The 21,228-nt window shown below is 36.9% G+C and carries 20 protein-coding genes and 1 riboswitch; of the genes, 4 read left to right on the top strand and 16 right to left on the bottom strand.

The window, feature by feature from the left end:
- The gene (gene fdrA, locus AM499_RS20085) at positions 1 to 1,548 is read right to left on the bottom strand and encodes an acyl-CoA synthetase FdrA (RefSeq protein ID WP_053591858.1); all 1,548 of its coding nucleotides are present in this window, start codon (positions 1,546 to 1,548) and stop codon (positions 1 to 3) included.
- Positions 1,545 to 2,426: an oxamate carbamoyltransferase subunit AllH family protein gene (locus AM499_RS20080; RefSeq protein WP_231687503.1), complete on the bottom strand. Its 882-nt coding sequence runs from the start codon at positions 2,424 to 2,426 to the stop codon at positions 1,545 to 1,547. Before AM499_RS20080 ends, fdrA begins: the two co-directional genes overlap by 4 nt.
- Before the next feature lie 285 nt (positions 2,427 to 2,711).
- On the opposite strand from AM499_RS20080, the gene AM499_RS20075 reads away from it, so the two are divergent.
- Positions 2,712 to 4,406: a PucR family transcriptional regulator gene (locus AM499_RS20075; RefSeq protein ID WP_053591856.1), complete on the top strand. Its 1,695-nt coding sequence runs from the start codon at positions 2,712 to 2,714 to the stop codon at positions 4,404 to 4,406.
- Positions 4,407 to 4,868: 462 nt separating this feature from the next.
- Here the strand turns inward: AM499_RS20075 and AM499_RS20070 are convergent, their stop codons facing one another.
- The 7 genes from AM499_RS20070 to AM499_RS21915 all read right to left on the bottom strand — a co-directional run bounded on the left by AM499_RS20070 (position 4,869) and on the right by AM499_RS21915 (position 8,524).
- A complete protein-coding gene (locus AM499_RS20070) occupies positions 4,869 to 5,258 on the bottom strand; it encodes a nucleoside 2-deoxyribosyltransferase (protein WP_053591855.1) in 390 nt (129 codons plus the stop codon).
- Positions 5,259 to 5,281: 23 nt separating this feature from the next.
- Positions 5,282 to 5,479, bottom strand: coding sequence for a hypothetical protein (locus AM499_RS20065; protein ID WP_053591854.1), 198 nt, complete (start codon positions 5,477 to 5,479; stop codon positions 5,282 to 5,284).
- Positions 5,480 to 5,528: 49 nt separating this feature from the next.
- A complete protein-coding gene (locus AM499_RS20060) occupies positions 5,529 to 6,254 on the bottom strand; it encodes a class I SAM-dependent methyltransferase (RefSeq protein WP_053592309.1) in 726 nt (241 codons plus the stop codon).
- 45 nt (positions 6,255 to 6,299) lie between these two features.
- Positions 6,300 to 6,728 (bottom strand): GNAT family N-acetyltransferase, encoded by a 429-nt coding sequence (locus AM499_RS20055; RefSeq protein ID WP_053591853.1) that lies wholly within the window; start codon positions 6,726 to 6,728, stop codon positions 6,300 to 6,302.
- 24 nt (positions 6,729 to 6,752) lie between these two features.
- Positions 6,753 to 7,202 (bottom strand): NUDIX hydrolase, encoded by a 450-nt coding sequence (locus AM499_RS20050; RefSeq protein ID WP_053591852.1) that lies wholly within the window; start codon positions 7,200 to 7,202, stop codon positions 6,753 to 6,755.
- Between the two features lie 16 nt (positions 7,203 to 7,218).
- Positions 7,219 to 7,989 (bottom strand): class I SAM-dependent methyltransferase, encoded by a 771-nt coding sequence (locus AM499_RS20045; protein ID WP_053591851.1) that lies wholly within the window; start codon positions 7,987 to 7,989, stop codon positions 7,219 to 7,221.
- A 310-nt stretch (positions 7,990 to 8,299) separates the two neighbouring features.
- Complete coding sequence (locus tag AM499_RS21915; RefSeq protein WP_082355322.1) at positions 8,300 to 8,524, bottom strand: hypothetical protein; 225 nt, start codon at positions 8,522 to 8,524, stop codon at positions 8,300 to 8,302.
- Positions 8,525 to 8,699: 175 nt separating this feature from the next.
- Here AM499_RS21915 and AM499_RS20035 point away from each other — a divergent pair, with 175 nt between their 5' ends.
- Positions 8,700 to 9,464, top strand: coding sequence for a DUF817 domain-containing protein (locus AM499_RS20035; RefSeq protein ID WP_053591849.1), 765 nt, complete (start codon positions 8,700 to 8,702; stop codon positions 9,462 to 9,464).
- 80 nt (positions 9,465 to 9,544) lie between these two features.
- Here the strand turns inward: AM499_RS20035 and metH are convergent, their stop codons facing one another.
- From metH to AM499_RS20015, 4 genes are all read right to left on the bottom strand, one after another.
- Complete coding sequence (gene metH, locus AM499_RS20030; protein WP_053591848.1) at positions 9,545 to 12,982, bottom strand: methionine synthase; 3,438 nt, start codon at positions 12,980 to 12,982, stop codon at positions 9,545 to 9,547.
- Positions 12,963 to 14,822 (bottom strand): bifunctional homocysteine S-methyltransferase/methylenetetrahydrofolate reductase, encoded by a 1,860-nt coding sequence (locus AM499_RS20025; protein ID WP_053591847.1) that lies wholly within the window; start codon positions 14,820 to 14,822, stop codon positions 12,963 to 12,965. The genes metH and AM499_RS20025 overlap by 20 nt, the downstream gene beginning before the upstream one ends.
- A 75-nt stretch (positions 14,823 to 14,897) precedes the next feature.
- Positions 14,898 to 15,002: riboswitch (SAM riboswitch) on the bottom strand.
- A 188-nt stretch (positions 15,003 to 15,190) separates the two neighbouring features.
- Positions 15,191 to 16,141: a nuclease-related domain-containing protein gene (locus AM499_RS20020; protein WP_053591846.1), complete on the bottom strand. Its 951-nt coding sequence runs from the start codon at positions 16,139 to 16,141 to the stop codon at positions 15,191 to 15,193.
- A gap of 128 nt (positions 16,142 to 16,269) precedes the next feature.
- Positions 16,270 to 17,655: a protoporphyrinogen oxidase gene (locus AM499_RS20015; protein ID WP_053591845.1), complete on the bottom strand. Its 1,386-nt coding sequence runs from the start codon at positions 17,653 to 17,655 to the stop codon at positions 16,270 to 16,272.
- 192 nt (positions 17,656 to 17,847) lie between these two features.
- Here AM499_RS20015 and fabZ point away from each other — a divergent pair, with 192 nt between their 5' ends.
- Positions 17,848 to 18,273 (top strand): 3-hydroxyacyl-ACP dehydratase FabZ, encoded by a 426-nt coding sequence (gene fabZ / locus AM499_RS20010; protein WP_053591844.1) that lies wholly within the window; start codon positions 17,848 to 17,850, stop codon positions 18,271 to 18,273.
- Positions 18,274 to 18,295: 22 nt separating this feature from the next.
- Entirely contained in the window at positions 18,296 to 19,033 is a 738-nt protein-coding gene (locus AM499_RS20005) for a class I SAM-dependent methyltransferase (protein ID WP_053591843.1), read from the top strand.
- Between the two features lie 14 nt (positions 19,034 to 19,047).
- On the opposite strand, the gene AM499_RS20000 is transcribed toward AM499_RS20005, so the two are convergent.
- From AM499_RS20000 to kynA, 3 genes are all read right to left on the bottom strand, one after another.
- A complete protein-coding gene (locus AM499_RS20000; protein ID WP_053591842.1) occupies positions 19,048 to 19,326 on the bottom strand; it encodes a hypothetical protein in 279 nt (92 codons plus the stop codon).
- Between the two features lie 406 nt (positions 19,327 to 19,732).
- Positions 19,733 to 20,359, bottom strand: coding sequence for an arylformamidase (gene kynB, locus AM499_RS19995; protein WP_053591841.1), 627 nt, complete (start codon positions 20,357 to 20,359; stop codon positions 19,733 to 19,735).
- Between the two features lie 12 nt (positions 20,360 to 20,371).
- Positions 20,372 to 21,226 (bottom strand): tryptophan 2,3-dioxygenase, encoded by an 855-nt coding sequence (gene kynA / locus AM499_RS19990; protein WP_053591840.1) that lies wholly within the window; start codon positions 21,224 to 21,226, stop codon positions 20,372 to 20,374.
- Between the last annotated feature and the right edge of the window lie 2 nt (positions 21,227 to 21,228).

The raw sequence follows: 21,228 nt of genomic DNA, 5'->3' as shown, positions 1-21,228 counted from the left end.
TTATTCTCCTTTCACAACAAATTCTCTTGCCAATAATCCAGCGTTTTGGCTACTACTAGCGTGGGTTGCACCTGCAGCTAATAATTTGTTTATTTGGCCCTCTATATTTTGACTGTCTAATTCCGTCCCTAAAATATATCCAATAATTTCTAGATGTCTTCCTTCATTCTCTGCTAACTGTTTTGCCTCAATGATTGCGGGAAGCATTGCTCCTACTGGATCCTCATGAGCACCGAAGCCTAAAACAAAGTCCATTACAATAACGCCAACTGAAGGGTCTTTCGCTTCTTGGATAAAACGTTCTATACGAGTAGATGGGTCTATCATTGGGTGTGGTTTACCTTGTGTAAACTGATCGTCCCCAAAATCAATAAATGTATGCGATTGGCTAACTTTAATATCTTTTAAACGGAACTCTGCATCTCTTTGAATATTGCTATAAACGTCATCAAATTTTTCCATAGCGATATGCATTGCTTCATCGCAAAGAGTTCCTCCACTAAATAAGCCACGAATATACTTTTGCTCAGGCTTTAACTTGGTGCGAACCTCTTCGATAAGAGGGAGATTTAGTGCACGTTTATTTAGCTTGCTTTCGTCTGCACCCGCAAGTAGAACTGCTTTTAAAGCTGCCTCTTTAGACATTTTTGCAAAATGTCCTCCAGCCTTTGTTACCTTCTCTTCATCTCCTCCAACAAACCAAACAACCACTGGCTTCGTACAAAGTTTGATTTGTTCCAGCACTTTTTCTTCTACACTTGGCGCAGGCGGTTTCGATACAAGGACAATCACCTTTGTCGCTTCATCTTCTTCAAGGGCTTTTATACCATCAAGCATCATAATACCGCCAACTTCTTCACTTAGATCGCGGCCCCCTGTTCCAATCAGTTGTGTAATACCTCCTCCAAATTCATGGATTCGAACACTTATTTCTTGGCTACCAGTTCCTGATGCACCAACAATCCCGATATTTCCTTTTCTTACTGCATTCGCAAAACAAAGTGCAATATTTCCGATAATTGCAGTTCCACAGTCTGGCCCCATCATTAGTAGCCCTTTTTCATGTGCGATAGACTTTAACTCAATCTCATCTTCAATCGAAACATTATCGCTGAACATCATAACGTGAAGATTATTTTCTAATGCCTTTTTCGCTTCTCTAGGTGCATAAGCCCCATTAACAGCAATCACAGCTATATTTGCTTCAGGTATATGTTCTGCAGCTGATTTAATAGTGGAATATTTTATTTCGCTCGTACCTTTGTTATTTGTGTTTTTCTTTGTTAATAATTCCTCTATACTTTCGAAAGCGCTTTCACAAACTTCCTCGTTTTCACCTTTGACGACGATCATTAGATCACTCGTTTTTGCAGCTTCCACTTCTGGCGTTATTAGACCAACATTTCTAATTACCTCTTTATTCATTTCAGTACCCATTGCAATGATGGCTTGTTCAACGCCTTCTATTTGGTTTGCTTTTGTCGATAGAGACATTAAAGATACAGAATCGAAATACGTATTTGCTTTTATTACAACTTGAACAGTCATAATGTACCTCCAATTTTTATATTTGCTTCTAGTCCGTCTAGAATACCTAAAGCTATATCTGTTCCAGACGAAGAACCAATAGTTAATACTTTTCTTAATGAGAGAATCATATTCTTTTCATTTTCAACAAGTAAAGCAGAGACTAAATCGACAATTGACTCTCTCACCTTTCCCGCTGAAGCTTTCTTAATAGCAATATAGCTAATATCATTCGTAGCAGTTTTTGCAACTTTTTCTATCTCTTCACAAAACCATCTTTGTGAAGAAAACGGACTGCCTTTCAAATGAAAGGTCGTGAATAATCCTACTAGAAAATCATCTCCAGAAGGTGTTAACCCTGGACCAAGACCTATAAGGGAAATCGCATGTGGTACAGCTGATCGAAATCGTTTGCTTAACAATTCCTTCATCAGAAGGTCAGTTCTTTCCTTAATCATTTTTGCCATTTCACTTTCAAAAGAACTTTCATTCATGCTCTTACTTTTAATGCCTCCACTTTTTCCGTGGATTTCGATGTATTGCTTCATAATCTTTACATTTTCCTTTAAACATTCCGTATTGGTGGGATATGTAGGCAAGTCGCCTTCCCAACTTTCGGCCTTATCGATCGATATGGACATTTTGTTTCCGATGGATAGACGCTTATTAGCTGCTACCACTTCATCATAAACATTGATATTCATATCTTTAAATGTAGTCAAATCAACGACAAGGGTATTTGGTCCATTATCTAGTTCATTACATGCAATGGTATACAGTTCGCCATCTTCAAGACATTGTATATTGTAAGTGCGATTAAAAGTGCTATGAACAAAACCACTTAAGTTGGAGTGGAGAATTCTCTGAATAAAATTACTATCCCCCGATTTCGCTAACACCACTAGTACCACCTCTGTTTTTGAAAGAATGTATTGTATTGTTTGTTTCTACAATAAAACACCTCCCTACAAGCCCTCTATTTTTTGTTCACCTTATACAATTTGCCTTTGACATATATCACCTTTACATAAATACTATAGAATAGGGTACATGCTAAGGTCATCGTTTATTCAAACCAAAAAGAGTGGATATAGTTTGTGCACGTTGTACAACTAAAGAAAATTAGATTTGGTGCCGAAGCCTAGACGAGTAGATATAAATTATGTCTTAGGGGTGTGAGAAAATTGCTTAAAGTAAAAGACCTACTAGAAATAAAAGCGATTGATGGTCTCAAGATAGTTGCGGGAGAAAAAGGTATTCATAACGAAATATCTATTGTTAATATTATTGAAAATCCAGATGCATTTGACTGGCTATCACCAAATGAATTATTACTATCTACTGGGTATATATTCAAGGATAACGAAGAGCTACAAAATAAAATCATCAAGGAGCTTTCAGAGATTAACTGTGCGGGGCTTGTTGTTAAAATGAAAAGATACTTTGATAAGCTTCCACAGAATATGATTGATGAAGCAAACAAACATGGTTTACCCCTTCTTGAATTACCGATTGGGTACACACTTTCGAATGTCATCGCGATCATCAATGAAAAAGCATCGGGCAGATATGACCTATTAAACAGACAAACATTGGACATGCATAATTTGTTCTTTAGAATTACATTGGAAGGTGGAGGAATCACAAGGATTTCCTCTATGCTTTGTGGCACAATAAATAATCCAATCATAATAGTGGATAAAAACTGGAAGCTTTTAAACTACTCAGAGCATATGGACAACCCTTATCCTCTCGAACATTCACTTAATCTAAAAACAGACAAGTCCATTTTTAATAAGGAATTTATCAATACCATTCCTGATAATTTAAGTGATATGAAAAAATCAATAAAACGAGTCTATGATTTAAACGGTACAAAAATAATTTGCAGAGTCCTCCCGATAGCAGCTTCACAAGATATATATGGGTATATGGTTATTTGGCAAACCGTCCGGAATTTAACTGAATTCGATTATATAATCTTACAGCAAGCTTCTACAGTCATGGCACTAGAAAGAATAAAAGCAAAGGAAATTGAAGAGGTCAAACTAAAAATTAGACAGGATTTCTATGACGATTTACTTTCTGGGAAAATTACTTCTCCAGAAACTTTACAAACTTTATGTGACTTGCACGGATTAAATCCAAATTATATGTATTACTGTCTCGTTATAAATATTGAAGCAAATGAAGTGGATAAATTCGAGGACATGATTATTGGAAAATATAAAATGGAGAATATAGCACAAAAAAGCGTAGAAATAGTTTATGAAATGTCTTATAAAGCAAACGGAGAAATAACATCCTTCTATCGAAATAATCGAATAATCGTTTTAGTTGGTCAAAACGAAGATCGACCGCCAATAACCGTTAGTGAAGCAAAGCAATATGCAACCGATTTACATGAAAAATTAGTTGAAAGATTAAAGAAGCCCTTCTTAATTGGCATTGGCCAACAGTACCGCTCAATAGGAACTCTATATAAAAGTTTCTCAGAAGCAAACGAAATGATTAGGTTAATGCAACAGATGAACGAAACAAACGTAGTATCCCACTTTGAGGATTATTCTGTATATCATCTATTAGATGCTAATATAAACTCCGCTGAATTAGAGGACTTTTTCTACAAATGCCTGGGTAAAATCTATGAACACGACAAACTAAATGGAACAAGCTATATATCCACTTTAGAAAACTACTTTTACAATAATCAAAATGTATCCGAAACATCAAAAGCTATGTTCTTACATAGAAACACACTAATTTATAGAATTGAAAAGATTAAAGAAATATTAAATACGGACTTAAAAAGCTCCGAAGAATTACTTCGTATTCAAATCGCTTTAAAGATTTTCAGGATTCTAAACAAAAATATTTAAACTTCGTTAGGATAGAGCTTCAACCAGCGGAGTTAAAGAGTAGTGTGCAAAACCAGCCGTATTTCTACTCTGAAAGCACCTTTTATGCATAGACTTTACCGGATACATCACCAACTATTGTCATTCACGCTGGCCGCACGTCCGCATGAGCCGCTGTATGCGCAAGCGCATACACCTGTCTCATACGGCACGTCATGCGGCTGGCAAGGCTCGAATGCCAGTGTATTCTTTTGATATAGAATACGTAGATTTTATATATTGTTTTGTTAATCAATCATTCTGAATACAGAACATATTCAAGGGATTCTACCAGATTGTGGAGCGACTCATTCTGCTGAGGCTCATGCGTAGCGTGCGGCAAGTGCGTTTCCGTGTCTCATGCTACTATTTAAGTAGATATTTTCTTCATAAACTATGAAAGAGCATGTTTGGAAAATACTAATCCAAACATACTCTTTTTTCCTATCTTATTCTTGTTGTAATCGTATCAATTAATTCGTCTATAGTTCCAATCACTATTTCTACTTCCGGCAAATGATAAAATGTGCTCGTTGTTTCTAAGTCTCTAACATCATCGTTTGGTGAGTATAGAAAAACCTTTTTACCCTGTCCCAGCGCTATTCCAAATTCTATGTGACTCCCTTTTCCTGCGGGTAATAATACCACAAGAATGTCGGCATTCAGGACACCATTTTTCTCCTCTTGTCCTATTGCTTGAAGTTTTTCTATAGTTGAAACTCTTTCATTTTTAGTCCAGTCATATGTATGAATATAACCTTTGTTTTTTAGAACTTCACTTACATATTTAACAGAATCAATATTTTGAAAACTGGATGCAATATAAAACTTCATTCTCACTCAACCTTTAACAATTACTATTTTTTATTTTCTTTTCGTTTTTGAGTTTCAATTTGAAAGGTAAGATATGTAACTCCTAAAATTCCAACTATGCCAAAAATCGTTGCTATAATAGCTTGTACTGAATAAGTAAATTTAGAAAAACTAATTATCAAACCGATTACTACAAAGCTATAAAATAGCCAATGTTTATACCTAGACCAAACACTATTCATATCTATCACCTTCCTCAGTCCCAATTTTCAATAAACTCAAGACCTTTAATTACTTTTTGTATGCTTTTATTATAAACGTTGCAGGCACTAATTGTGCTTTTTGTGTTGAGTACCATTTGGAGGGATTATCAGAAATATTGTTATCAGGGAATATAACATCATCTATTACCTTATCGATGGTGAAACCACATTCAATGAGTGTATTTATATATGTACTTAGTTTTCGATGATGTATAATTACCTCGTTATGCCATGCTTCGTTGTATTCTGGACCTTCTACAATGTAAGATTTATTGAAATAAAACGATGACTGTTCATAGGACAAACGATCATGTAAAGGGTGCTCCCAACTAAAGATAAATAATCCACCCGGCTTTAAGTAGTGATGGATATTTTTCAATGTCCGCTGTAAATCAACTGTCCAACCTAATGCATAAATAGAGTATGCAATATCAAAGTAATCACTAGGTAGTCCTGGATTTTTCTCCATAGGAGACTCGAATAATGTTACTTTAACCTGTTGATTACTTAATAATTTATTTGCTGTTTCTATTTGCTTTGTAGAAAGGTCTAATCCCCATAGTTCCTTAGCTCCTCGGTTACCCATATACTGTAATGAATGACCACTACCACATCCAATATCCAATACCTTTTGATTTGAAATGTCTCCAAATAGTCCGTGCTGTTCCTCGTTTATCGAAAAAGGCCCATATTCGGGAAGAGCTGTTCTTCCGAAAAATCGTTCCGCAGATTTCTCCCAACTATCCTTATTCATGTCCAAAATTTTAGTTTTTGCTTCGATCGTTACTACTTCCTTTCGTTACAAAGATTTTCTAAATGAATAACACCATTTTTCATAGTTTAATTTTTCCTCATAAAAACGATGTGCATTATTTCGTTGAATGCCTGATTCTAATGCAACATATTCTGCTCCGTTTTCCTTAGCCCAGTTATGTAAATAATTTAATAATTTCTCTCCGTACCCGAATGACCGATGCTGGTAATCTGTTACGAGATCATAAATGAAAATGTGGCGTTTATTATAAAAGTTTGTTCTCCAACTAAAACCAGCTAAGGATACAATCTTATTATTCTCATATAGAGCATACAATGTATAACCGTCTTTTTTCATTTCTTGAAGTAACTCTAGATAGGTATCCTCTGTCAACTCTGTTCTTAACTGTTTCATAACTTGAAAGGCTTCTAACCATTGTTCTTTGTAAGTAAGTTCTTGTATATTTTCAGACATTAAATCTCCATTCCTTTCTGTATTTTAAAGAGATAAAGAATGTTGCTTTATAAGATTTTTAATGAGCGGATTGAGCCCTTCAGGTAGTTCCGTTACTTTAAAAAACTGAACTTCCACAGTTTCTTCACCGTCTGCCTTTAAACTCCCACCCTTTAATTCGTTTGTCATATAAGCAATTGTCACTGGATAGAATTCATCCCCATTTGGTAATTGAACAAAATACTGTTTTCCAGAGAAAACACCTACTAAATCAAGTTTACCTACTTCTAATCCCGTTTCTTCCAAAACTTCTCTTCTTCCAGCTTCCTCAGTTGATTCCCCTAGTTCGATAAAACCTCCTGGAACACCCCATAATCCATCTTGTCTTTTTTGCAATAAGAATTCCCCTTGTTCATTAATCACTGCAACTGCAACTCCAACTAATATGAGGGGTTGATTTCCAACTGTCTTACGTAATTCCTCGATATAACCCATATTAACCTCCATTGTACTATTTTATTTTTTGGCAAACATAAATCATTTGTTCGCTATCATCTGTCAAAGGTGTTTCATTCCAATCCTTGTACACATGAAGAATTTCGAATCCATTTGAAAATAATAGTCGCTCCATTTCCTTTGGAAACACATACCTTAAACTAATATTTGTTTTTACCTCTTTCACTATTTCTCCAATTTGATCTTTATATCTTCTTATCGTTGTGTAATGTTGCACTTGGTTTAAGGACTCATATCTACTAATCGTGTATACATCTACTTTATGGTGAGTTTCCTTATCCGTATAAGTTTTCCAATATTCTTCTGTGTTTGGTTGTAACAATTCCTCTGCAGTTGGAAATCTTGTTCCAAAAATGAAGATTCCTTTGGTTTCTAGATGCTTATTTACAGAGGTCAACAATCCATCTTGATCGTCATTTGTAAGGAAATGTTGAAAAGAATTTCCAACAGAGAATATCAAATTACTTTTTATATTCAATTCTAATTCGGAACAATCTTGTTCGATCCAATCAACTTGTAAATGAAGAGCAGATGCTTTCTTTTTTGCTTCATTTAACATACCGCTATGTAGGTCTACTCCAATTAGTTTATATCCTTCCTTGGCCAATGGAATAGTAGCTCTACCCGTTCCACAAGCCAAATCTATAATTATTCCTTCTGTTTTAGCAGCCCATTTCATTAAGAATTTCACATCATCTGAATAAGCGTTATTTTCAAGATCATATAAAATAGGATTATCATATTCTTCAAAATTGTCTAATGTCATTATGTTAAATTTCCCCCACTAACAATTTAGGAACTATAAAAATTAATACTAAACCTGTGAACATATAAGTTATATACTTTTTTCGATCAGCACCTACTCTGATTTCCCAAAGTGCTAATGTAATACAATACAAACCAATCATTACGATTATTATTGGTATCATTAAAAATAAAATAAAAGTTCCTCCTAATAATTAATTCCTATAAACCTTCGACGTCCTTCCTAAAATACCTGCTTTTTCTAGGTTGTCCATTTTCTTTAAGAAATTAAAAAGAAAGGGGAGCCCCCCTCTCTCTAGTAAATTAAATTCTTAGTAACCGTATCTTCCTTGATATCCTGGATAACCATATCCCGGATAATAAGGATAATATGGATAGTACGGATAATACGGATAGTATGGATAATACGGAAATCTTGGAAATCTTGGAAATCTTGGATACTGCGGATATCTTGGGTATCTTGGGTAATCTCGGTCTCGGTCTCGGTCTCGGTCCCGACCTCCATCTCGATATCCATCTCCAAATGGCAAAAACATTCCACTTCACTCCTAATGATTTAATAAAATCTCTATAAATTATGCAAGTCGGGATAAAGTGTCTAGGTAAGAATAAGCGATTTGTCTATATACGGTTGAACAAGAAACCCTGTGCATATGCTTTTCGTCCATATGGTAAGCAATACAAATTTTTGCAGAAAGCCGAGGTTGGCTTATGAAAAACTTTTTACGATTTGTTTATTTACAAGCAATTTCTTGTATTTTTCCGGTAATCATATTTGCAGCTCTGGCCTTTTCGAAATATGTAGATACTCCATTTTTACCAAGATATGATTTAATTTTAATAATTTGTATTGGTGCTCAAGTATTCATGCTTGTCTCTAAATTAGAAACAATCGATGAGTTCAAAGTCATATGTTTATTTCATGTAATTGGTCTAGCCCTGGAATTATATAAAGTCCATATGGGTTCTTGGAGTTACCCAGAGGATGCATATAGTAAGGTTTTTGGTGTCCCACTGTATAGTGGTTTCATGTATGCGAGCGTCGCGAGTTACATTTGTCAAAGTTGGCGTCATTTAGATTTACATATTTATCATTGGCCAAAGTCCTTTTGGGCAGTCAGTATTAGCATTCTTATTTATCTTAATTTCTTTGCTCATCACTTCACCTATGACATTCGTTGGTGGTTGAAGGGATTACTCTTTATTATTTTCTTCCGAACAATCGTCACCTTCCAGATCAACGATAAAATCTATAAAATGCCGATGATTCTCTCCTTCATTTTAATTGGTTTCTTTATTTGGATTGCTGAAAATATCACCACATTCTTTGGTGCATGGCAATATCCAAACCAGGAAGCTGCATGGTCCCTTGTCCACATCGGTAAAATCAGCTCCTGGTTTTTACTTGTCATTATAAGCGTCATTATCGTGGCACAATTGAAGAGAGTCAAAAGTGACAAGGAGCTTGTTCAATAAAAACAAGTAATTGGGAGATTGATCGATTCACATTTTTCCTCAAAAAAACACCACCAACCAGTTGGCGGTGTTTCATTTTTTTAGTCGACTACAAAATATCTCGCATCTGGATGTGCGAATACGATGGCAGAGACCGATGCTTCCGGCTCCATCATGAACTCTTCGGTTAATTGCACACCGATGTCCTCTGGTTTAAGTAGTCCAAACAATTTTGCTTGATCATCTAAATTTGGACAAGCAGGGTAGCCAAAAGAGAAGCGTTGTCCTTGGTATTTTGCTGCGAATCGGTCACGCATTGTAAAATCAGTTGCATCTGGGAAGCCCCATTGATCTCGGATTTCCTGGTGTATACGTTCCGCAAATCCTTCTGCCAGTTCCAGTGCAGTTGCCTGCAATGCATGACTTTCTAAAAACTTCCCTTGTTCTTTTAGTTTATTAGCCGCTTCCCGAACACCATGTCCTGCTGTAACGAGCATGAATGCAACATAATCCATTTCACCACTTTCGACGGATTTCAAGTAGTCCGCTAAGCAAAGGTATGGTTCTACAGATTGACGAGGAAACGTGTATCGTTCTATTTCTGTTTTGGCATCCGTTGGGTCATAGATTACTACATCATCGCCATCTGATTGTGCAGGGAAAAATTGATACATTCCAGATGGTTTTAAAATGCCGGCTCCTAGAAATTCGGTTACTAGTTCATGTAAATCCACCGCACGCTCGTCGCCTTGTTCTAATAATTTATCACTATACCCCTTTAAGCCTAAGTGATGCCCGATCAGCGTTCGCATATTAACGTATGGATATAAGTGTGACACTGAATAATCTTTTAAAACGTGTCGACGTAAGTCTTTAGGGTTAAATACTTGGACATCTTCACGTACTGTTTTGACTGGTATCGTTAAAACAGCTACAGCTTGTTTGGAAGCCCGTGCGGCTTCTGCTACCTTCCGTTTTTCTTGTTGCGTTATTAATTCCTCCAGTAAAACGGATTTATCTTCATCATTTTGTAGACGATTTGCTAGCTCTAATCCTTGCATCGCATCTTTTGCATATAGGACAGGTCCGTCGTACTCAGCCGAAATTTTTGTTTCTGTAAAACGACGAGATAGAGCTGCTCCTCCTACAAGCATTGGAACTTCAATACCTGCTTCTTTAAAGTCTTGTGCGGTAATAACCATTTGTTGAGCAGACTTTACGAGAAGCCCTGATAGACCTACGATATCTGGCTTTTCTTTTCGAATAACTTCTATTAAAGTGGCAGGGGTTACTTTTATTCCAACGTCGATTACTTTATATCCGTTATTGCTTAATATGATATCGACCAAGTTTTTTCCAATGTCGTGTACATCACCTTTTACAGTCGCAAGAACAATTTTCCCTTTACCAGAGTCATCTTCTTTCTTTTCCATAAACTGTTCCAAATAAGCAACCGAAGCCTTCATCACACCAGCACTTTGTAGCACTTCTGCCACTATCAATTGATTGTCATTAAAAAGGCGCCCTACTTCAGACATACCTTCCATCAATGGACCATTTATAACTTCTAATGGGGTATCATACATTTTAAGTGCTGCTTCTAGATCTGGAATAAGCCCTTCTTTCGTACCTTCCACAATATAATAAGCAAGACGTTCGGGTACCGTTTTCGGGATATCCGCTTCGGTCTTTTCTTTCTTTTTGTCTCGATAAAAGTCAGTAAAATCAGCTAAAGTTTTATCTGTTGTTGTAAATAACAGTTCATTTGCCATCGCAATTTCCTGTTCAGGAATAGATGCATATCGCTCTAGTTTTTCTGTGTTTACGATTGCATAATCAAGCCCTGCTTGTGTGCAATGATACAAATAAACAGCATTGAGCACTTCTCGACCAACTGGTGGTAGACCGAATGAAACATTACTTACTCCTAAAATAGTTAGTGAGCGAGGCATCTTATCTTTGATTAAACGAATTCCTTCTATTGTTTCCACAGCTGATCCAATATATTGTTGATCTCCTGTACCTACAGGGAAAACTAGTGGGTCAAAAATGATATCTTCTGGTGCAAGTCCCCATTTATTTACGAGCAAATCATAGGAACGTTCTGCAATCTCCAGCTTCCGTTCACGTGTAACCGCCATTCCCACTTCATCAATTGTTCCAACTACTACAGCTGCTCCATATTTTTTTACAAGTGGCATTACAGCATCAAAACGCTCTTCGCCATCCTCTAGATTGATCGAGTTGATAATTGTTTTACCTTGTGAATATTTCAATGCCTCTTCAATTACATTTTCATCAGTGGAATCAATGACAAGTGGCACTTTCACTTTTTTCACAACTTCCTTCATGAAATTGGTCATGTCAGATAATTCATCTCTGTCAGGGTTTGCAAGACAAATATCGATGACGTGAGCACCACCTTTTACTTGTGCACGTGCAATTTCTGAAGCTTCTTCAAACTTTTCTTCCACTATAAGTCGTTTAAATTTTCGCGAACCAATCACATTTGTTCTTTCCCCTATTAAGAGTGGACGCATTGTTTCGTCATATTGTAATGGTTCAATCCCAGAAACCACATGACCATGACCAGTTTCAGCTGGCTTCCGGGGTGCAATATCTTTTACTGCTACGCGAACTGCTTGAATATGTGCCGGAGTAGTTCCGCAGCATCCACCTACAACATTTAACCATCCTTTTTCTGCAAAGCCTTTTAACTTCTTCGAAAGCGATTCAGGTGATTCATGGTAATGTCCTTCTTCATCCGGTAATCCTGCATTTGGATAACAGCTGACATATCCATCTGATAACTCAGAAAGGGAGCGAATATGATCCGTCATAAATTCTGGTCCTGTTGCACAGTTGAGTCCCACAGAGAGTGGTTTAATATGTTCAATTGAAATGTAGAATGCTTCAATACTTTGACCCGCAAGTGTCGTTCCCATTGGCTCGATTGTTCCAGATATCATGATAGGAAGCTCTTTCCCTGTTTCTGTAAATGCTTGTTGTATACCAATGGTTGCGGCCTTCACGTTTAGCATATCCTGACTTGTTTCCAATAGGATAACATCGGAGCCACCTTCGACTAATGCCTTTGCTTGTATGTAAAAGTCATTTGTTAACTCATCGAAGGTTATTCCACCAGTTACAGACAATGTTTTTGTTGTCGGTCCAATTGCACCAGCTACAAATCGAGGCCAGTCAGGTGTAGATAATTCAGTCGCAACATTCTTTGCGAGCTGTACTGCACGAAGATTGATTTCATGTGCTTGGTCACCAAGATCATATTCATTTAACACGACTGGTGTTCCCCCAAACGTATTGGTACAAATTATATCTGCACCTGCCTCTAAATATTCCCGATGAATTTGTTCAATGACAGTTGGATTGATAACGTTTAAATACTCATTACATCCCTCGAATTCTTCTCCACCGAAATCTTCTGGAGTTAGATTCGCATTTTGGATCATCGTTCCCATTGCGCCATCAATAATAAGAATTCTTTTTTGAAGTTCCTGTTCAATTAGATGTTTGGACATAACTGTTTTCTCTCGCTTTCTTTCCGTCAATCTCTTTAATATGGCGAATCAATTCAAGCGACATATCCACACGGAAAAATGGCGTAATGATGTAAATTCCATTAAATAACTCCGCTGCAGTGTCAATAAGCTCTTTTGCAATTTGTATACCTTCCGCAGTAGAACGCTCTTTATCTTCACCACAAGCACGCATGCGTTCTAACACTTCATCTGATAATTTAATACCTGGCACTTCATTGTGCAGGAACTCAGAATTACGACTATTTGTAAGAGGCATAATTCCAAGGAAAATAGGAGTGGACAAGTGTTTCGTCGCTTCATAGATTTCCTCCATTTTTTCTTTTGAATAAACGGGCTGGGTAATGAAATAATCAGCTCCACACTCTATTTTCTTCTCTAGTCTTTTAACAGCACGATCCAGTACGCGAACGTTGGGATTAAAGGCAGCTGCCACAGAGAAGTTGGCTTTTTTTCGAAGCGATTTTCCTGAGAAGGAAACACCTTCATTTAGCTGTTTAATTAATTGGAGTAACTCTAAACTTGATACGTCATATACACTGGTTGCTCCAGGAAAATCTCCTATTTTGGTCGGATCACCTGTAACAGCCAATATATCATGAATTCCAAGTGCATCCAGACCCATTAAATGTGACTGTAAGCCAATCAAATTGCGGTCACGACATGTAATATGAGCTAGAGGACGAATATTATTTTGCAATTTTAACATCGAGCCCATCGCCATATTGCTAATACGAGGAGATGCAAGTGAGTTATCTGCCATCGTTACTGCATCAATTCCAGCTGCATTCAGCTTCTCTGCACCTTCCATAAAAGTAGTAGTGTCTAAATGGCGTGGAGTATCTAGTTCCACGATGATTGTTCTTTCGGTTTTTGCTTTTTCATGTAGTGGTTGATTGACGGTTGGTTCTGCTTCCTGAATGATTATTGGCTTTCTAGGCGTAACTATTTTATTTGTAATTGGAGGTAGAGTTCCAATTCTTTTTTTCACGGCTTCAATATGCTTTGGTGTTGTCCCACAGCAACCCCCTATTAAACGAACTCCTGCTTCGCGAAGGTATAACGCTGCTTTTCCAAAATAATCTGCCTCAGATTCGTAAACAATACGGCCATCCTCTACATCAAGTAAACTTGCATTTGGATAAGCAGACAGAAATGCTTTTTCTGGTAGCGTCACCCCTTCGAATGCTTGAATTGTATGATGAGGACCAAGTCGACAATTGACTCCTACAATACTTGCTCCTAATGCCTCTAGTTGATGTAATGCATCATTTAGCGATAAACCGTTTTGCAAGATACCTGGCTCATGCATCGACACTTGTGCAATGATCGGTGTATCTGTCAGCTTTCTTAGATGCGTAACCGTTGCGGAAAGCTCTTCAAAATCATAGTACGTTTCTAGTAATATTCCATCCGGATTTCCTGATAGTAGTTGGGTAGCTTGTTGATTAACCGTTTCGATAATTTCATCAATAGTCGCATCACTCTTCCGAATACCGCGTATACCACCAATCGTACCAAGCACAAATTGACCACCAGGCGCAGCTACTCTTTTTGCGATTTGGATCGCCGCTTCATTGATTTCTTTCATTTGATTTTCTAGTCCGTACCGCGCCAGTTTAATCGCATTTGCACCATACGTATTCGTCTGAATGATATCCGCGCCTGCAACTATATAGTCCTGGTGAATTTTCTCAATAATCTCTGGCTTCTGGATGTTTAATTCTTCGTTACAATAATCAATTCCATATGAATAAAGCAGTGTCCCCATCGCTCCGTCAGCAGTCAAAACATTCGTTTGCAGCTTCTCTAATAAACCCATTCACATTCATCCTCTCTAAAATAAAAAAAAGCCTTCCATGAAAAGAAGGCTTTACGAGTATGTAAAATTCGTCCCTTCTCATCTATCAGACACATAAGCATCTGCTGGAATTAGCACCTGACCAAACGGCTGGTTGCTGAAGCTTCACAGGGCCAGTCCCTCAGCTTCTCTTGATAAGAATTCAATATTCAATTTTTTATTAGACTTATCGTACCTTTATTCAACTAAAGCGTCAAGACGTAGATTGAATTTTCTTGCATCTTACTATTGGTGGATTGAGCGATTGTTTAGTGAGATTGAGCGATTTCGGGGAAAGATTGAGCGATTCGAACTATAGATTGAGCGATTATCCCAGTAGATTGAGCGTTTCACCATTTCCACTTATAAACTATAGTGTTTTTTGATGAACCACCCCTCACTAAATCCATAGATTTAAGTAATCTTGATGCAACATGATAGGAATTCAACCGAAGAAAATATCTACATTGCCGATTATTAATATTTTCCCCGACTAGCATAAACCAATCACGAATCGCCTTCTCATGCGCCAAGCGATCTACGTGGCCACAACGTAAACAAGTCCAGCCGTTTTTCTTTTTAAGCATTCCATGCGTCTCACACTTTTCACAAAAGACCCCTGTCAGCAAATCATTTGGATTAATGCTCCATCGACTGCACAGTGGAAATGGAAAGTACACTTGATGACACGCAACCATTTTCTCTGCCAATTCATGCATTGCTGGCACTTCTAGACATACTTTCTCTCGAGTCATATTCCGCAAAAATACTGGAATCGTCGAATAAAGTATCGTTGGATATTTGATGGATGGCTCCACTACCTTCACCCTTGAATTCGTCAACACGATTACACCATGAACAGGAATACTCACACCTTGCAATCTTAACCAATCTTCAAGTAAATATATATTCCGTTCAATCTGTACTTCTGGACTTTCAAATACATCGACTTTACCCTCTTCATTCTCTCGTTCAAGCTGGGAAGGATTTTTCTTAAACTGCAAACTTCCACTTATATTTTTACTCTCTAATACCACTGCAAAGTATTGTGTCAAAAATACCGAATCTATTTGAAACTTGCCGTACGATTCTAAACTCACATCTTGCAACACCAAGTATTGGAACGGAAAAGAATATTTCTGAAAAATTCCATCCATTCTTTCTTCCCCATATATTCCTGCCTTAGCCATTTGCATTTTAGAGTGAATCAACTCTTTCATGTCGTGCATTTTTGGTAAACGTCTATCTAATGACTCCAAAGCTATATAGCTATACTCATGCGCTCGAGTTTTTACAATCATTTAAACACCCCCAATCGCATCGTATCATATATACAAAATTTGTAAATTCCTCTAAGTGACCAACAATTTCATTCCTACAATAAAAAAAGGACCAAAATTAAATTTTGGCCCTAACATCCTTCTTAAAATTAAATTCTCTCAGAAATTAATTGTGCGGTCTCTTTTCCATTTTTAATGCAAGCGCCAATACCAACTCCATAATACGAGCATCCAGCAAGAACTACATTTGGAAGCATAGATGATAATTTCTGATTTAATGATTTTATCGCTTCTCCGTGCTCCATATGATAGTTTGGCATTAAATCGTTCCATTTAGTTACTTCCACAACTTGAGGCTTGCCGTTTAGTTTCAGGCTCTTGTCAATATCCTGTAAAGCTACTTCCACTAGCTCTTCTTCACTCATATGCTTCATGCTTTCAAAAACTGGATTGGAGCTTTTGTAAAACATTCGTACTAGTAAATTACCCTTTGCAGATGTATGCTTCCATTTTCGGCTAGTCCAAGTACAAGCATTACATTTCACGTCACTGTTTTCCGAAACGATAAAACCAGTTCCATCAGCTGGTAGCTGTTCATCTGGAATATCAAAACCAAGATAAATACTAATTAATGAGGAATTTTTCAATTTATTAAAATCCACGTCTAAATCATGTTCTTGCAAAATACGCTGAGTCACATCATGCGGAGTAGTTAATACAACAAAATCTGCTTCTATTGTCTCTCCATTTTCTAATAAAACCTCGTATCCCGCTTCTTTCTTCGTTACTTTCTCCGTATGTACTCCCTTTAAAATCGTACATTCTCTCAATTCTTCTTCCAAGCGATTGATTAAAGTAGAAAGTCCACCTTTAAACGAGATGAATTTTTTATTTGCAGCTGCTGCGAACTGTTCTTTATGGGCTTCTAATCCTTTAATGATGCTGCCGTATTCGTTTTTATAGTCAATCAAATAAGGTAATGTGGAAGAAATAGTGAGATCATCTAGTCTCCCTGAATACACTCCGGACAACACAGGGGCAATTTGCTTCTCCACTAACTCTTTCCCTAAGAAATGCTCTAAAAATGAGCCGACAGAACTCTCTTTCGTAAAGTTTTCGTTAGGGGAATCAAGATCTTTCAATGCTTCTTCCTTACCCTCATCTGAAACCAACGTACTACTTTCTAAAGATTCTTCACTTGTTGGAATCCCAAATACCGTATCTGCAGGGATTGCATGTAATTCATTGTTCGTATATATATAGGAAATACCTGTTTCATTATAAACGAGCTTTTCTTGCAGTTTTAGCTCTTCTACTAGAGGCAAGACTCCTTTGTTACGTGCAACGATTGAATCCGCACCAGTTTCCATTATAAAGCCATCTGCACTTACCGAATGAATTTTACCACCCAAATAATCATGTGCTTCCACTAAAACTAAATCTACATCTAATGCTTTTTCTATCTTAAGTCTTTGTAAATAATGCATCGTAGAAAGTCCTGTAATTCCTCCACCAACCACAACTACTTTTTTCAAGATACTCACTCCTAGTTCGAAATTACTCGTACTCCTAGTATAATCGCTTTTAAAAATATCTGGTATGACTTACCTCACTATTCTTCCTCTATTCCAATAAAAGTTTACTTTTTCGTCAAAATTGCAGGAGAAAATTATAGTATCAACTACTAACACCAAGTGATAAAATTAAATTAGATTGGAGGTTTTTTTATGTTAGACACACAAAAAATCATGGATATAATAAGACACCGCTATCCCTTTCTATTAGTGGATAAGATATTGGAATTGGATGAAGGAAAACGAGCAGTGGGCATTAAAAACGTGACAGCAAATGAAGAATTTTTCAAGGGCCACTTTCCAGGTTACCCTGTCATGCCAGGAGTATTAATTGTAGAAGCTTTAGCTCAAGTAAGTGCAGTAGTAATGCTAACGAAAGAAGGGAATGAAGGAAGATTAGGGCTTTTAGCAGGCATTGATAATTGCCGTTTTAAAAAGCAGGTCAAACCAGGAGATCAGCTACGATTGGAAGTTGAAATTACTCGCCTAAAGGGACCTATTGGCAAAGGAAAAGGAATTGCTACGGTCGATGGTGAATTAGTATGTGAATCAGAGTTAATTTTTGCATTCGGAAATTAGCTATATATAAAGGGGAAATTTAATGAACGATTATTACGGAGAGCTGTGTACACAAATTTACGAAAGTGATAAGTCATTTGCAGACGGGAAAGAACTCGAGTTTTATCTATCTTTTGTGAAGGAAAAGAACATGAAAGTATTAGAACCAATGTGTGGTAATGGAAGAATGCTACTTCCTTTTCTGCAAAGAGGAATCGATATTGAAGGATTTGATATTTCAGAAGCAATGCTGAAGGTTTGTAAGGAAAAAGGTAAAAAGGTAAATCTGAATCCTCCAGTAACTCTTGGAAAAATAGAGGAATTTCAAAGTCCTAACAAATATGATTTAATCATTATTCCTTTTGGTTCGTTTTCTCTTTTGCCTGATCATTTAGTAGCCGATAGTCTTGCAAATATGAAATCTATGTTAACAGAAGACGGTAAGTTACTTTTAACGATTATGACAAACAGAGGGAAATTTAATGATTTCCCCGAATGGAGGGAAACAAATCGAAAGCAGTATGACATCGGAGACATTGTGGAATATAAGCAGGAGCATTATGATTCAGAAAGCAAGCTGCTAAAAATTAAGTTGAAGTACCAATTAGTAAAAGATGAACAGATAGAAAAAACAGAACTGATGGATTTCCCTATCCGTCTTTACGAACTAGGAGAAATTGAAAATATTCTTAAGTCAAACGGATTTAATCAAATTATTCTACACGAAGTAAAAGACGGTTATGGAATTGGTAGCACGTTTGATGTATATGAGTGTGTTTGAAATAACAACACACTCTAGTTCTTATAAATATCGTTTGAAGATAGCCATTCTAAAAATTGATGATAGGGAAAATACGTAGTTCCGTTTAACTCTATTTTTGGTGCATTTGGATATTTTCTGAGCAATTCCTGTATTTCTTCTTTACTCAACCCAAAATATATCGGCAAATCCTTTTCATTTATGAGAATAGGGTATCCGGATCCTTTCGGGTTTTTAAAGTTCTTTAATCCATCCCCTATAAAGTAGCCTAGTGCTGCAAGCCCTACACCTATCCAAAAAAAACTTAAAGCCATTTCTATTGCCTCCTCTAAAATTTATATATCATATACGGAGGGATAAGAAAAAAGTTTCATTAGTATACTAGAACAATAGATATTGGAGAGGAGTCATGCGGGTATACAATGGTTAAATTTTATTTTAAACAATTCCTAAACGAGCCTATGTGGTTTAAGCTATTAATCTCTATAACATTGCTAAGTACAATTATTTTTAGCAGTTCATTTTTTTCATCTAATTATTATTACGAAAGCTTATCCAAATTAGCTGCTGCTATCTTTTTTGGAGCCTACGGTTTTAAATTGAGAAGAAGTAAGTTCAATTCTTCTATTCTTTTTATTTTAGCAATTATATGCGTCTTTCTTTCGGTATTCGCAATTTTGTAAAATAGAAAAGGATAGAGTGTCTCTATCCTTCTTTCCATTATATCTGTCTCAGCACGGCTCGAACGGGACTGCCATCGGCTCCTTGAATCTTTAGAGGCAAGGCAATCAGTTCATAATCCCCCGGAGTGACATCTTGTAAAAATAAATTTTCTAGAATATGAACACCATGACGATAAAGTGCATGGTGCACACGTAATTCTTTATCGTCTAATGCATCAACAGAAGGACAATCGACGCCAATTAAAATAATTCCTTTCTCCTGCAAGAATGCACCAATATCCTCTTTTAATACCATAATACTAGTTGGAAATTGCTCCACATTAACATGTTTAGTAGTTTTTAATAGTAAGCGTTCTACCCCTTCTAACTCAAATGACTGCAATTCATCTCGACCAATTGATTCCAATCCTGTGACGTCAACTACTTTGGCACGACCAATATAAATATGGATGTCTAACTGCTCAATCGTAGGTGCGTCATTGTCAAAGTGATAAGGTGCATCCGCATGTGTCCCAGTATGCACACTTGTTGTAAAACGACCAATATTAACTGAACCTGTCTGTTCCTTCGAGAAAGCTAGTTCAAACTGAAAAGGTGTATCTCCTGGCCAAGTACCAATATTATTTGAAAACGACTGTGAGATGTCTATCCAGCGTTTCTCCATTGCCATCACCCCTTATAAACTTGTTCTTAAATCCCAGAGCTCTGGGAAAAAACGATGATCTAATACTTTACGTAAATAATTTACTCCTGAGGATCCACCGGTTCCAGTTTTAAAGCCAATAATACGTTCTACCGTTTTCATATGTCGGAAGCGCCATTGCTGTAGCCAATCCTCTATATCCACGAGTTTTTCTGCTAATTGGTACAGATCCCAATACTGGTCCACGTTTTGATATACTTCTTTCCATGCCTCTGCGACTGTCTCGTCTCCTCCATATGTAACGGAATAATCTCTATTTACAGCAGCTGGGTTCAAATTGAACCCAGCTTTTGCTAATGCTTGAATTGCCACATCATAAATACTAGGTGAGTGATATGCTTTTTCGAGCTCATTGTATAACTTTGAATCTTTCTCATAAATTTTAAGAATAAACTTTGTTTTATAACCAAGTGCAAATTCAATTTGGCGGTACTGAAAGGATTGAAAACCAGATGCTTTACCGAGTTTATCGCGAAACTCTAAATACTCAGCTGGTGTTAATGTCGAGAGCACATCCCAAGCTTGAATTATCTGTGTCTGAATCTTTGTTACTCGAGCCAGCATTTTAAAGGCGGCTTGCATCTTATCTTCTTGTATCGCTTGAATGGCACTAGTCAATTCATGTAAGATCAACTTCATCCAAAGCTCACTAACTTGATGAATAATAATAAATAACATTTCATCATGATGACCGGACAATCGTTTTTGACTGGACAATATCATATCTAGCTGTAAATATTCTCCATAGGTCATATCATCTTGAAAGTCCGTATGAATCCCTTTTTCATCATCTAGCTTTTCATGCAGCCTCGAAATATCCTCCGGCATAT

It is taken from the genome of Bacillus sp. FJAT-22090 (assembly GCF_001278755.1).
Lineage (GTDB): Bacteria > Bacillota > Bacilli > Bacillales_A > Planococcaceae > Psychrobacillus.
The sequence above is the reverse complement of the archived record's forward strand: the minus strand, read 5'-3'. Positions and strand labels throughout refer to the sequence as shown.